Origin of the sequence: Desemzia sp. FAM 23988 (assembly GCF_045528365.1) — a bacterium.
In the GTDB taxonomy this organism is placed as follows: domain Bacteria; phylum Bacillota; class Bacilli; order Lactobacillales; family Carnobacteriaceae; genus Desemzia.
On the sequence record NZ_JBGQQS010000037.1, the window covers coordinates 1 to 12,353 of the forward strand.

17 protein-coding genes are annotated in these 12,353 nt (G+C 31.8%); 12 read left to right on the forward strand and 5 right to left on the reverse strand.

Features of this window, described 5'->3' with window-relative positions; genetic code table 11:
• Window positions 1-119: 119 nt before the first annotated feature.
• Entirely contained in the window at window positions 120-743 is a 624-nt protein-coding gene (locus tag ACEN4L_RS12935; RefSeq protein ID WP_407123670.1) for an isocitrate lyase/phosphoenolpyruvate mutase family protein, read from the reverse strand.
• Between the two features lie 464 nt (window positions 744-1,207).
• Between ACEN4L_RS12935 and ACEN4L_RS12940 the strand changes: the two genes are divergently transcribed.
• The 6 genes from ACEN4L_RS12940 to ACEN4L_RS12965 all read left to right on the forward strand — a co-directional run bounded on the left by ACEN4L_RS12940 (window position 1,208) and on the right by ACEN4L_RS12965 (window position 5,321).
• Window positions 1,208-1,531, forward strand: a complete 324-nt coding sequence (locus ACEN4L_RS12940; protein WP_192987817.1) for a type II toxin-antitoxin system Phd/YefM family antitoxin — start codon at window positions 1,208-1,210, stop codon at window positions 1,529-1,531.
• A complete protein-coding gene (locus tag ACEN4L_RS12945; protein WP_131832565.1) occupies window positions 1,531-1,845 on the forward strand; it encodes an addiction module toxin RelE in 315 nt (104 codons plus the stop codon). Before ACEN4L_RS12940 ends, ACEN4L_RS12945 begins: the two co-directional genes overlap by 1 nt.
• Before the next feature lie 274 nt (window positions 1,846-2,119).
• The gene (locus ACEN4L_RS12950) at window positions 2,120-2,317 is read left to right on the forward strand and encodes a hypothetical protein (protein ID WP_092093158.1); all 198 of its coding nucleotides are present in this window, start codon (window positions 2,120-2,122) and stop codon (window positions 2,315-2,317) included.
• Window positions 2,318-2,613: 296 nt separating this feature from the next.
• The gene (locus ACEN4L_RS12955) at window positions 2,614-3,627 is read left to right on the forward strand and encodes a replication initiator protein A (protein WP_407097028.1); all 1,014 of its coding nucleotides are present in this window, start codon (window positions 2,614-2,616) and stop codon (window positions 3,625-3,627) included.
• A gap of 122 nt (window positions 3,628-3,749) precedes the next feature.
• Window positions 3,750-3,962: a hypothetical protein gene (locus ACEN4L_RS12960; RefSeq protein ID WP_131832539.1), complete on the forward strand. Its 213-nt coding sequence runs from the start codon at window positions 3,750-3,752 to the stop codon at window positions 3,960-3,962.
• Between the two features lie 3 nt (window positions 3,963-3,965).
• Window positions 3,966-5,321, forward strand: a complete 1,356-nt coding sequence (locus ACEN4L_RS12965; protein ID WP_079650421.1) for an ArdC-like ssDNA-binding domain-containing protein — start codon at window positions 3,966-3,968, stop codon at window positions 5,319-5,321.
• A gap of 120 nt (window positions 5,322-5,441) precedes the next feature.
• Here the strand turns inward: ACEN4L_RS12965 and ACEN4L_RS12970 are convergent, their stop codons facing one another.
• From ACEN4L_RS12970 to ACEN4L_RS12985, 4 genes are all read right to left on the reverse strand, one after another.
• Window positions 5,442-5,726, reverse strand: coding sequence for a hypothetical protein (locus tag ACEN4L_RS12970; RefSeq protein WP_079650423.1), 285 nt, complete (start codon window positions 5,724-5,726; stop codon window positions 5,442-5,444).
• A 12-nt stretch (window positions 5,727-5,738) separates the two neighbouring features.
• A complete protein-coding gene (locus ACEN4L_RS12975) occupies window positions 5,739-6,518 on the reverse strand; it encodes a hypothetical protein (RefSeq protein ID WP_131832540.1) in 780 nt (259 codons plus the stop codon).
• A gap of 123 nt (window positions 6,519-6,641) precedes the next feature.
• Window positions 6,642-6,869: a hypothetical protein gene (locus ACEN4L_RS12980; RefSeq protein ID WP_079650425.1), complete on the reverse strand. Its 228-nt coding sequence runs from the start codon at window positions 6,867-6,869 to the stop codon at window positions 6,642-6,644.
• Window positions 6,870-6,894: 25 nt separating this feature from the next.
• Window positions 6,895-7,176, reverse strand: a complete 282-nt coding sequence (locus ACEN4L_RS12985) for a hypothetical protein (protein ID WP_131832541.1) — start codon at window positions 7,174-7,176, stop codon at window positions 6,895-6,897.
• A 251-nt stretch (window positions 7,177-7,427) separates the two neighbouring features.
• Here ACEN4L_RS12985 and mobQ point away from each other — a divergent pair, with 251 nt between their 5' ends.
• From mobQ to trsD, 6 genes are all read left to right on the forward strand, one after another.
• Complete coding sequence (mobQ, locus tag ACEN4L_RS12990) at window positions 7,428-9,419, forward strand: MobQ family relaxase (RefSeq protein ID WP_407123672.1); 1,992 nt, start codon at window positions 7,428-7,430, stop codon at window positions 9,417-9,419.
• A gap of 19 nt (window positions 9,420-9,438) precedes the next feature.
• A complete protein-coding gene (locus tag ACEN4L_RS12995) occupies window positions 9,439-10,056 on the forward strand; it encodes a hypothetical protein (protein ID WP_131832573.1) in 618 nt (205 codons plus the stop codon).
• Window positions 10,057-10,194: 138 nt separating this feature from the next.
• A complete protein-coding gene (locus ACEN4L_RS13000) occupies window positions 10,195-10,764 on the forward strand; it encodes a hypothetical protein (RefSeq protein ID WP_407123674.1) in 570 nt (189 codons plus the stop codon).
• A complete protein-coding gene (locus tag ACEN4L_RS13005; protein ID WP_079650757.1) occupies window positions 10,764-11,093 on the forward strand; it encodes a CagC family type IV secretion system protein in 330 nt (109 codons plus the stop codon). Before ACEN4L_RS13000 ends, ACEN4L_RS13005 begins: the two co-directional genes overlap by 1 nt.
• A 35-nt stretch (window positions 11,094-11,128) precedes the next feature.
• On the forward strand, window positions 11,129-11,473 hold the full coding sequence (locus tag ACEN4L_RS13010) for a hypothetical protein (RefSeq protein ID WP_131832570.1): 345 nt from the start codon (window positions 11,129-11,131) through the stop codon (window positions 11,471-11,473).
• Window positions 11,474-11,488: 15 nt separating this feature from the next.
• Window positions 11,489-12,157 (forward strand): TrsD/TraD family conjugative transfer protein, encoded by a 669-nt coding sequence (gene trsD, locus ACEN4L_RS13015; RefSeq protein ID WP_079650575.1) that lies wholly within the window; start codon window positions 11,489-11,491, stop codon window positions 12,155-12,157.
• Window positions 12,158-12,353: the final 196 nt, after the last annotated feature.

The following is a 12,353-nucleotide window of genomic DNA, read 5'->3' on the forward strand; positions in this document are numbered from 1 at the left end:
CATAAGTTGGGTCCTTTTTATTGGTCTTGGATAAGTCATCCAAGTTCAGTATAAAGGACTTTTTTGCATATTGGAATAGGATACATAACATTGTGAAACATATTATGTTTCATGCAACACTAGTGATCTAGCATAATATTAAGAGGAATGTTAATTTGCTCAACTATTTTTTCTATAAATTTTTTATTTTTTAGTCCAGGGATAAAAATTCCATCTATTCCTGCGTTTGAATATTCTAAAATCAAAGCTATGGCATTGTCTAATGTTTTAGTAGAGATATTTTTCCCTTCAATATCATCGAAGAAAAAAATATCTGTCCGTGCGTTGATAAATAATTGGTTTAAAGTGTCCACTTTTTTTATAGCTTTTATTCTATCAACAAATAGTTCTTTATTCATTAGATTATGGGTATCTGGAAATTTATCTTCAATATTAATGCCTACTATGTTAGATTCTAAAAGAATCTTTGTATTAGTTTGAAGCTCTGAAATAGTTGAAGCATATCCTGATTCTATATCTACAGACAAAAATTTTCCTGGAATTTTCTTAGCGATTGTAAGTAACTTTTGAAAGCTCAAATTTTCTCCGTCTTCTATACCTATATTTTTTGCGATTGCATAACTACTTGTAGCTATAATATTTATATTATTTTGAACTAGCATATCTGCAGTTTCATTATCCCATATATTTAATAACACTACAGGTTGTTCTCTTTTGTGTAAATTTTTAAATTGTTGAATCATAAATAGCACCTCTTTCTAATTTATTATCTAATTATAGAAAAGTAAATAATAAATATCTTTCGAAAAATGAACAAGTATTTTTTTTAATTACTTAATACTTGTTAGGAGTAGTACTATTTATAATTTTATTAGTTTCAATAAAATAAAGACTATACTGTTTTTAGTTAGCTAATATATAGTAAAAATTAGTAGAGAAAATAGAATATATGAAAATTAAAGAAAGATATTCAAAATGAAATTCAAAAAAAAAACTTTGATTAATCAAGGTTCTCAATACATGAAATTAAGCAATTTCGTGTATTTATATATGAATTTAGCAACTATATAAAGTTACACAGGAATTTGAATAAAAGGTAATAAATCTCAATAGAAAATACAAAAGAATAAAAAGGTCTTTATTAAGGTTTTAATTAAGGTCTTTTTGTGTTATGGTTAAACAAATAATGAAAAGTGAGGTGCTTCGTATGTTGAAAATTTTAGATGTAAAAACAAAATCCATCACAGAAGCCAAAAAAGAGTTCTCAAAAATTATCAAAGACACTCATGAAACTGGGGAACCCACCTTTATTTTTAACCACAATAAACCGGAAGCCGTTATTCTTAGTAACGAAGTGTATGAAAAATTAGTGAAAGAGTACAACGAATTAGAAAACAAACTATTTTATAGTCAGTTGAATGAGCGCGTAGCAGCTGGACCAGGCAAACTCATCCCCGCTAAAGATGTCATCGAATCCAATCCAGAGCATAACCCATTTACTGCTTTCTCCGATGAGGATCTATTTGATTAATGGCTGACGTGTATTTTTGGAAAGAAGCAGAAAAAGACTATAAAAAGTTGGACGGCACGTTAAAAAAATGGGTAAACGCTGCTGAAGAACGGTTAAGAATCCGAGGTTCTGTAATTGGCAAAGACCTTGGAAATACCAGCTATTCAAAACTAGCTGGTTTTAAAGAATTAAAGAACCAAAAACTTGGTATTCGTCTGATCTTCAAACCAACAAAAGACAATCAAATAGAAATTATTGAGATCGTGGCCATTGGTAAAAGAGAAGATGAAAAAGTATTTGTGACCGCAGAAAAAAGAAGAAAAAAATATTGGTAAAGTTAATATACTACTGAGTATGTCAATGATCTCGTGCACGTATATACGTAGCGAAAAGGATTCTACTGCTTATAAGCGGTAGAATCCTTTTTGGTCTTCACCATGATGTTGCCTCTATTTGTGCAGCTACATCGCTTAAATATATAAGGCTAAAGTAAAAAAACGAGAGAAAAGGCGGAAAAGTTTAAAATAAACTCTTCTATTTACGTTTACACGTCGACGTAAAAGTGATATATTTACTCTAAATCATACTAAACACTGTGAGGGATAATAGATGAGAAAAAGAACTTTTGGTGAGATTTTGCCTGAAATTAAAGAAGAAACATTGTCTAAAGAAAAAGTGGAGTTGAAACAAATTCGAATCGGGATAGAAGCTCATGAATATTTGAAGAACGAAGCTTTTAAAAGAGGTGTTTCCATGAAAAATTTGTTAGATGAGATTGTGAAAGAATATAAAGAAAAGAATCAGTAAGAGAAATGATAAATAAATTGAATAGATTTTTATAAGCAGATTATTTTCCTTTTTTTAATTAAACGCTATAATAAATGTGTGTTATTTACAAATTATGTATACATAATAATAAATAGAAACCTGACTATTGGCGTAGTCAGGAAAGGAAATCATCTTGTTTAAACTTTTGGTTGGCGCCAAAAATTTGTTCTTCTCTAAATCTTATTTTATTAGGATTTAAAACAAAAGTAAAGTATTAAACAGCGTGATCTCCTTTCTTGTTGCATGGTCATACAGGTAGTAAAGGAGTTTTTGTAATGTCTGACTTTAATTTTTATAAAGCAGATAAAGCTTATGGAGAACTTTATTTTCAATTTCCTAAAGTTTTACTCTACAGTGAAGAATACTCGAAATTATCAGATAGTGCTAAATTAGCGTATGTTATTTTTCGTGATCGGTTGCAATATTCCATTCAAAACCATTGGATTGACGAAGAAAATAATGTCTATTTTATCTTTACCAATAAAGAGTTGTGCGAATTGTTAAATAAATCAGAAAATACCGTAACAAAAATAAAAAAAGAGTTAGAGAAAGCTGGATTGCTGCTGCAACAAAAAATGGGGTTTGATCCAGTGAAAAAGAAAAACTTTCCTAATCGCTTATATTTAGCGGATTTGGAAGTCAATGCAACGGATATTTATCAATTGCAACAACGAGAAGAAATTCTATCTAATCAAGGAATCGCAAAAAATGCGGCTCGAGAAGAAGTAGTAGAAAAGCCGTTAAATCAAGGAACCGCAAATTTTGAGAGTCGTGAGAATAAGAGTGAAAGTCGATTAAACCAAGGAACCGTAAAAAATGCGGTAAATCTATATCAATCTATTTCTAAAGATATTAAAGACAATAAAGATATCTCAGAACCAGATGAAAACATTCTTATCAACCAAGCCTTCAATCCTAAAATAAAAGATAACGAACAAGAGCAACAACTTATTGACGGTTATATTGATAAGTATGCACTGTATGAAGAGTATGGTGAAGAGTTGATTCATTATTTTAAAACCTATAGTTTTAATGATTTTCAGACCTTTACACTTTACTGTGAAAAAGTCATGTATGCTAAAAAATCAGTAGAAGATGAGAGTGGTATTTACATCTCTATCTTGTCATCTAGTAAATACAGTCCGTTTATTCGGGAAGAATTAAAGCGAACTTTCACTCGCTGCGTGCAGCAATCCAGATTTGGGAAAACCAAAAATATTTCCAGCTACCTATTTATTTCTTTCAAAAATGTCTTTGAAGATTTCGTGAGAAGCCAAGTAAGTAAATAAAGGGGATAAAGCGGTGAATTTACACCTTCAGAAGGGTTTCAAGGTGTAAATAAGGATAAAGTGAGTAAAGATTTTAAAATGCTTTAGAACCGTTTTTTGAGCTATTTAGAAAGGAGCATATTATGATAACTGTTTTATTGTTAGAAATTAGTCAACCTGATAAAGCTATTGTATATAATCCCAACACTAGAAAAGAATTTAGCGTTTCTGTAACACAGGAGCAATTAGACTATTACGAATTATTGCTAAATGAAACGGAAGAAGATATTTTTGTCATTTATAACGAAGAGGAGAACCAATTAAGTTACATTGACGACGAAAAGGAGTTGAGGTAATTGGTGAAACGTAGTAGGGAAGAAAAAAAGAAACAGATTGACGAACTGACAGACAAAATGAACCAGGCTGTTAAAAATTTCCAAGACGATCCTCAAGATGAATTGGAATTATTAAACAGCATGACGAAGTTCAAGAATTATTCCGCTCGAAATGTCTTACTGATTCAATCTCAGTATAAGGGAGCTTATGGCGTAGCTTCTTATAAAGAATTTCAAAAAATGGGTTACCAGGTACAAAAAGGTGAAAAATCTCTTTACCTTTTGGCACCAAAAATTGAAAAAACGTTCAAAAATGAAAAAGGCACTAAACAATTAGTGAAGTATGCAAATACAGAACAACAGGAAAAGATTAAATCTGGCCAAGTAAAAACAAAAAAAGAAATTGTTGGCTATCTAACTGTTCCTGTTTTTGACGTTACTCAAACCAATTGTCCTGTTGAAGATTATCCCAAGCTATATCCCAATCGACCTGAAAATTTTGACTTCAACAATACCGAGATGGAATTTAAAGATTTAAGCAAAGCCTTGAATGAGTATGCGAAAGAAAAAGAGATAACCGTTAAAATGGGGAAAACGGCAAGTGCTGCAAAAGGATTTTATGCTCCTTTCGAGAACGTAATAGTACTGAAGGATAGTTTAAATGATACGGAAAGAACAAAAGTGTTGTTACATGAGTTAGCACATGCTGAAATGCATAATGTTCCTAAAATGAAAGAGAAAGATCATACGCTCCATGCAACGAATGTTTTAGAATATCAAGCGGAAATGACGGCTTATGCTGTCAGTAATACATTTGGTTTGAATTCTGAAGAGTATACGCAATCTTACTTAGCAAACTGGACAAGAAGAGATGTCGAGAAAGAAGTTTATATTAAATCTTTGGAAGAAGTAAAGGAAGTAGCAGCTAATATGATTGAGAAGATAACCGATAAATATAACGAGAAATTACAGTCAAAAGAAAAAACACAAGATGTCTTGAATGCAGAGAAACTAAATTTTTTATCGGATAGTAATGGGAAAAATCATTATGTTGATTTAAAAGATGAACCGTTAATTTGTACTGGAATTGAAGATTTGAATACTTCAAAATTCTTTACCGATTTCAATATTCGATTAGAAGACAAAGAGCAAAATAAATATTATTATTGTATCCGATCAGATAAAAATAGAAAAGAGATTGCTAAAGAGTGGTCTGGTGCATTGACTGGAAAAGAATGGTTAAGTCAGGACATTAAAAATGAGGTTTTAAATCGTAAACCAACTTTAAATATTCAAAATAAGATTCCGGAAGATAAGGGTAACTTTAAGACTATATTAGAATACACTCAGCAGAGAAAAGTCAATGACTTAAGCATATAATAAAGCTAAGACTTAAAAACCAGCGTTTTTGTAAACTTAAAATGCTGGTATATTTTAGATACAAAAACACTTAGGATGACTAAATTCCTAAGTGTTTTTATAATTTACTTGTCTTTAGATTTAAAAAACTGCCTGTACAAATCCTTTATGTGTTTTAAAAATATCATCTAGACTCTTATCTTGCAGTTTTATATTTTTTAACACTTCTAGATTAAATGTAGTAAAATTAGCACTTAATTTTTGGTTCCCGCTCCAGAGAGCACGTCCTTCCTTCTTAGAATTTGAAATAAAGTATTCTACGCCTTCATAAGTAAACTCGATTTCTCTTCCTTGTTCTAAATAAAAAATGAGCTGATCGAAGTCTAGCGGTGTACCCGCAGGAATGTCAGTAAAGTTATCTTCCATAATACAACCTCCTTAATGTCCACTTCTTTTTCCGTTATTCCATGTATGTCTATGAGGAAATTTATACTTACCAGCATGTCTATAATCAATGTCTAAATCTGCATTCCCATTTTTGTCATAATACCTTCTTTGTTTAGTTCCTTTACTGTCTTTTAAATCTTTAGAGGATAATGGAGTTCCCTTGGTAGATAATGAAGTACCCTTAGAAGTAGATTGGTTTGAATGTTTTGCTGCTTTTGATCCATTTTTTTTAGCTGTTTCATATTTTTTTTCTGCAAAATATGCCTTCACTTTGTTGTAAACCCAAGTGCCACCTTTTATTGTTACTCCTGCTACGACAACAACTCCAGCCACCGTAACAACTACCTTTCCAATACCAGGAATCCACCAAGTTCCAGCTAATAATCCAGCAAGGTCAGCAGGATTAGCAGCCATAGGTGAAATGCCATTAGAAGGCGCTGTTTGGTTTAACTGGTATTCTGTTTCACTATAGGTGGCATTAATTAATAAGTCCTCAAACTCATCTTGAGAGTAAAATACACCTTGTACAAAAATACCATCTATGGTGACAACTACAGATTGATCATATTCTTCAATTGAAATTGAATCACCGACATCATCTACAATAAGCGCAGTTTCTTCAATTGAGAGTACATCTTCAGCGTTGATTGCGCTATCATTTTCATCAACTAGATTATCAGCACTGACTACAGAATTTGTTGTGAATCCGAAAATACCAAATATTAATGTAAATATTGTTACTATGGAAATACGATATGTAAATTTTTTCATAGAACAACTCTTTCTTTTTTATAGATATAACTTAGCATATATATCTATAAAAAAGAAAGTTATTTTTAATTTTTAATATTGTAAGATTTAATACAGTATGCTTAGTCTATTTAAATAATTACTTCAAGATGTTTTGTTTCTTATTTTTTTGACTTCAGAAGCAATAATACTTAATACTTTTTCTGTTTCTTCGATGCTCGAATCTCTCATATCAAAGTAAGCTTCTAAAAGAGCGCCTTTTTGAATCAATCGATGTGTTCGTTTTTTTCTTAACCTTTCTGAATCTCTTTGCATTTGTCGTTGTAGTCGTCTGATTTCTTGTTCCTTTTTTTTGATATCTAAATTACTCATAGGGAACACCTAACTTTTCAATTAATTATGAATTTTGCAACTCGTGATCCAATTCAGTAGACTCGTTCTCGTCATGTACATAATCATTGTTTAAATCAGTAAATAGATGATCTGGCAAGTTTTCAACCATTCTATTCACTACAGAATTTATGTCTTTTTTAGAAGAAAGCATTTCATAATCTAATCCTAGTGATTGAATGAACTTTTCTCCAAAGGTTGTATGGATTTCTTTCTTTGCTTCTTCGACTTCTATTTTTAATTTTTCAATCTGTTCCATTTTTGTTTGAATGCTTTTTAGTGAACTCATGTAATTAACCCCTTTCTTATTCAAAATAACCATAGCAAATAGTAAACAAATTGTAAAATAATACGATTACTGATAGAATGGAATTAAATAAAGGGCGCACTTATACACGATTAAATAAATCGTGTGTGCTAAGACCTAAACTGGATTAGGCCAGTTTCAAACAATGAATTGTTTGGGTTGTGAAAAACCGCTCCGCAGTTTTAAAAATTCGCTTCGCTTATGTAGAAATAAAAGAAAGGAGGATTCTCATAATGGCTATCTATCATTTTAATTGTAAGATTATTTCTCGAGGGAAAGGTCAATCAGCAATTGCTAGCGCTGCATACCGAAGTGGTGAAAAATTATATAGTGAACGTTATGGAGAATTCAACTTTTACAGAAGAGAAATTAAACCTGAAACCTTCATCTTGAAACCCAGTCATGCCCCCAAGTGGACTTTAAATCGTGAAAAATTGTGGAATGAAGTAGAGTCTATTGAGAAATCTAGTCGATCACAATTAGCACGCGAAATGAATATTGCTTTACCCATTGAACTCAATAATGAAGAACAAACTCATTTAACAAAAAAGTACGTTCAAACAAATTTTGTAGATGAAGGTATGGTAGCAGATGTGGCTATCCATCGAGATGATATTAATAATCCTCATTTTCATGTCATGGTGACGACTAGACCTTTTACTGAGAATGGAGAGTGGGGTAGTAAGTCAAAACGAATCATCTTAAAAGATAAAAATGGAAATCCACTCTACTATGAAAATGGTGATAAAAAAAGTAGAAAAGCCTACACAACAAATTGGGATAGCAAAGAAAAATTGGCTGAATGGAGAAAAAACTGGGCCGATTTAACGAATCAGTACTTAGAGAAAAATGGCTTCTCTCAACGAATAACTGAAAAAAGTTATGCTGAATTAGGCGAAGGTAGAAAACCAACTATTCATGAAGGATATGTCGCCAGAGAAATGGAGAATAGAGGAGAAACAAGTGATCGAGTTGAGCAAAATCGGGAAATCAAAAAGAGTAATTATGCTAGTGAAGAAAACCGAAAAGAAAAAGTTTCTCAACAAACCACAAATGAAATCTTACCTTTATTATCTCCTCAAGAAAAACAAGATTTAAAACGCCTTGCTAAAGACTTAAAAATATTTATTAATTACGATAATCTAATGGACAAAGAACGCATGGTAAACAATTGGAAAAACGCTGAAAAAGTAAATCAACTGATTAAACCAGATACTTTTGACAAAACCGTATTTGATAAAATTAACGAAACTGAAGAAAGTGTTCAAAGAGGAAAAGAAATATTAAACAAAGAATCTCTCCGTATTTTTAATAAATATTATCCTACTTTGAAGGACGCGAATTTCTCTGACTATGCCAAAATAAATATCGGTCAAGAAACTTTAGCGAAAGACAAAGTATTGGATAAAAAAGAATTGAAACAGATCTTATCGCATGCTCAAGATAATGAGTTAAAAGACATGATGAGAGCTATTATTAAGAAGCCGTATCTAAAAGATATCCAAACGTATCAAAAAGATTTCTATTTTGCTTCCAAAAAAATAGACCAGTTTCTTGACGATAATCAAGTAGATAAAGAAACCGTTCATACTTTAGCAGCTGACAAAAAAGAAACCTTTAAGCAATTAGATAGAACTCAAAAGTTACATTTCAATACGTTAAAAATTGCGGAAAAATATTACGAACAAACTATTCTCTCTAACTACCCAACAGCAAATATTAATGATTTAAACGCTGTTCAAAAAGAAGCTGTCTCGCAACTGCTGTCTTATTATGGCAGTACAATCTCCTACACTAAAATCACAGCTTTAGCACAAAAAGAAGTTGTCAGTAAGTATTCTACGGTCGAACAAAGAATGGGACTTCAGCTGTTAGATAAAATAGAAAAAGGTAAGCTAACAGATGAGGACTTAAAATCTATTGCTGAGGATTATCACAAAAAAGAACTGTTTGAAACTGTCTCTAATCCTGAAACGAGAGGATTATTTCTTAAAGAAGTGGAAGAAAATGGAATTCCTTTACCTTCAAATTGGTCCAGTTATTCCAAGCCTAGTTTATTTGGAACGCTTGCTAATAGTTTAAAAGTATACGATAATTTAATTAAATCAAGCGAAGACAATGCGAGACGAGAAATGCAACAGAAAAGTAAACGTAAGAAGAAAAGTAAATCTAGTCGATCCACAAAACCATCTATTCATAATCCGTCAAATGGGCCAAAAATATAAATGAAAAGGAGTTGAGGCAATGAAAGAACGAATCTATTTAAAAATGAGTGATTCGAATTATCAGAAGTTAATACGAAGAGTAAATTATCTAGGTTCCACTAGAACAAACGTCATATTAATGAGTTTGTTTCTGTACCAGGATTCAGATCTTACAGAGGAGCAAGTTTACGATAACTTAACCGAGATTGATTTTGATAAAGAACAGCACGAATTTTATTTTGAGATTAACAGTTATTTTTTAACTATTTTTAAGAATAAGCAACGATATTTATTTAGTTTAGATGAGTATCTTGCAGCATTCCTTAATGCGTTACTGAATGAAGATGATGATACCTGTAAAGAGACAGATACTAAACAACCTAAAATAAGACGTGTTTATCATATAGATGAATCATTAGAACAATGGCTAAGTAGCTTTTCAGAAGAAACTGGGATTGTTCAAACAACCTTATTAAATTATTCTTTTATGTATAGATTACCTCACTATCAAAAAAGGAGTAACGAGAGTAACAAGATAAAAAAAGGGCTATTTTTAACGCAACCTTCTTTAGATTATTTACAGAGTTTCGAAGATTATTCGGTTGCTGAAATTATAGAAAACCATATTAAAGCTTTAAAGGGAATAGCAGCGACGTAAGCTATCTGGAATTAAGAGAGAGTAGTAAGCACTATTCTTGATTCCAAATAGCTTTTTCCTTACACTTTATATATATAAAATGTATTTTTGTACATTTTATATATATAAAGTGTTTTTTGTGTTTAGGGAGGAGGTACTATGTTAGAGCGTTATAAAGAGGACATTAAAGTTCAGTACGAGAAAGAAGATAGCAAAGAAAAAAGAAATCAAAAACGAAATGAGGCTATTGAAGAGCACGTTAATGACCATTTTATTCTCGATAAGAAATTATTTAGTCACTATATTCAAAAGCACCACTTAGCTGATAAAGATCAAGCATTAACAGAGGAAATTAGGAGAATAGATTTTACAAAAGCCAATCCACGGAATAGTTTTTTTATAAATGAACTCGCTTTTGCAGGTGAGGCTATAACAGAAGGTTTTCTAGATTGTTTCAACATTGAACGTAGCAAAGCGATTGAAAAGTATAAAGCCCAATTACAGGTGATTGAAAGAAAAGAAAGTAGTAAAAAAACAGCCTATTTTATTGGCACATTCGATGAAAACAAATTACTTAGACTATCTCCTTACCAGGAAAGAATGGATAAACTCGCTGAAATTGTCAAAGAGAAAGAACAACAAAGATTAATCGATACTCGTCAAGAAGGTAAACAACAGAATAATGTTAAAAACATAGGATTGATCAGAAAAAGAGAGGAAGAAGAATAATGAAGTTAAAAAACAAACTAACGCAATTTACAGTAGGGGTTTCAGCATTAACAGCCTTAACGTATCCAACCGTTGCCTATGCAAGTGCAACTGAAGTTCAATCTCGCTTAACGGAAGCTGGGAATACTATTCAACAGCTGTTAACGGGGTTAATTGTTATTGTCGGCATTTGTGTGGCGCTATGGATCATTATCAAACGTATGCCCAGCGCTGATGATCCTCAAGAAAAAAGCGAAGTTTATAAAGCAGTTGGACGTGTTCTAGGATTAGTAGCCATAGGAGCTGCAATTGTTTGGGTTGTTCCATGGGTTTACAGTCTATTCCAATAATCACAGGAAAAAATAAAGTAAAGGGGTAACTAGATATGAATGAAACAAAGAAAAAAGACGAAAAGACTTTTTTCTTTCCTGAAAATGTTGAATCTTCATATGGAGTATTTTTAGGATTGTCTGTAAAAGAAATGCTGGTCTATATTTTACCAATGGTTATAGTCGGTCTTATTGTTCTCTTCTTGCCACCTCACACCTTCAAATTCATGCTTTTTAAGGGCATTGTGGTAATTTTCTCTATTACGGTGTTATTAGCTGTCTTGTCTTCTAGACCGGTCTCATATCGCAATAATGTGCGTTTAATGCCACATCTACAGATGAAATCAAAATATAAATCTCGCCAACACTTATTTTTTAAAAAAGCTATGAAAAGAAAGTAAAAAGGAGGTGCTTTTTTGAAATTATTTGGTTTAGCCGCGAAAGAAACTAAAGTCGAACAAGACTTAGAATTTACCTTCGTGCCGAAAAAAATCGGCAAAGGAAAACAAACGATTTTCGATATGAGTTTGATTCAATCGGTATATAGGGATTATTTAGTCACTAAGACAGGCTATTTAGTAGGGATTATTGAAATTTCTGGTGTGAACTTAGAGTTATTAAATGAAAGTGAACAAGCAGACGTTTTTGAGACGTACAATGCGTTTCTGATGACTACTTTAGGAGATGCTTCAGCAGAACAACAACAGTACTTAGATATGACAATTCCAGTGGATTTTGAAGAATTTTTGTTGAGTTACAAAAAGAGATATTTGCAAGAAATCGAAAAAAAAGAGCCAAATCAAGCTCGAGCAAGTTTGATCGCGTCCTATATTGACGATTTAGCCAGCAAAACTAGAACACAAGAAATGAGTACCAAGAAACACTTGCTCATTGTGCGGGAAAAAATTAAAGATAAAACCTTTACTGCATTAAATAAAAAAGTGACTGATTTAGATGAAAAAGCCACACAGTATATCAATCGATTAGAAGATAGTTTTGATAGTTATGACATGCAGGCTAAGAAATTGCATAGTAATGAGATATTAGCGGTGTTGAAAAATTTAATTAATTTTTCGGGACACTAAGAAAGGAGCTGCATTTATGCGTCTATTTTCCAAGAAGGAAGTAGAAGAACAAGATGATACAGATGAATTGTAAGCGCAAAATGAAACGGTATCTTCAAATATCTTCTTTTCCGCTCTATACTTGATTTCATAGTAAACAAGTTGGAGGAATGATGATGAAAAGACAAGATATAGTACCAGTTTCATTGCAACAAAT

Coding starts and splice junctions, on each gene's coding strand:
- ACEN4L_RS12940 (WP_192987817.1), top strand. CDS start 1,208: ATGTTGAAAATTTTAGATGTAAAAACAAAATCCATCACAGAAGCCAAA.
- ACEN4L_RS13000 (WP_407123674.1), top strand. CDS start 10,195: ATGTTAGAGCGTTATAAAGAGGACATTAAAGTTCAGTACGAGAAAGAA.
- ACEN4L_RS12980 (WP_079650425.1), bottom strand. CDS start 6,869: ATGAGTAATTTAGATATCAAAAAAAAGGAACAAGAAATCAGACGACTA.
- ACEN4L_RS13005 (WP_079650757.1), top strand. CDS start 10,764: ATGAAGTTAAAAAACAAACTAACGCAATTTACAGTAGGGGTTTCAGCA.
- ACEN4L_RS12935 (WP_407123670.1), bottom strand. CDS start 743: ATGATTCAACAATTTAAAAATTTACACAAAAGAGAACAACCTGTAGTG.
- ACEN4L_RS12945 (WP_131832565.1), top strand. CDS start 1,531: ATGGCTGACGTGTATTTTTGGAAAGAAGCAGAAAAAGACTATAAAAAG.
- ACEN4L_RS12985 (WP_131832541.1), bottom strand. CDS start 7,176: ATGAGTTCACTAAAAAGCATTCAAACAAAAATGGAACAGATTGAAAAA.
- ACEN4L_RS12975 (WP_131832540.1), bottom strand. CDS start 6,518: ATGAAAAAATTTACATATCGTATTTCCATAGTAACAATATTTACATTA.
- ACEN4L_RS12960 (WP_131832539.1), top strand. CDS start 3,750: ATGATAACTGTTTTATTGTTAGAAATTAGTCAACCTGATAAAGCTATT.
- ACEN4L_RS12955 (WP_407097028.1), top strand. CDS start 2,614: ATGTCTGACTTTAATTTTTATAAAGCAGATAAAGCTTATGGAGAACTT.
- ACEN4L_RS12970 (WP_079650423.1), bottom strand. CDS start 5,726: ATGGAAGATAACTTTACTGACATTCCTGCGGGTACACCGCTAGACTTC.
- ACEN4L_RS12950 (WP_092093158.1), top strand. CDS start 2,120: ATGAGAAAAAGAACTTTTGGTGAGATTTTGCCTGAAATTAAAGAAGAA.
- ACEN4L_RS12995 (WP_131832573.1), top strand. CDS start 9,439: ATGAAAGAACGAATCTATTTAAAAATGAGTGATTCGAATTATCAGAAG.
- ACEN4L_RS13010 (WP_131832570.1), top strand. CDS start 11,129: ATGAATGAAACAAAGAAAAAAGACGAAAAGACTTTTTTCTTTCCTGAA.
- mobQ (WP_407123672.1), top strand. CDS start 7,428: ATGGCTATCTATCATTTTAATTGTAAGATTATTTCTCGAGGGAAAGGT.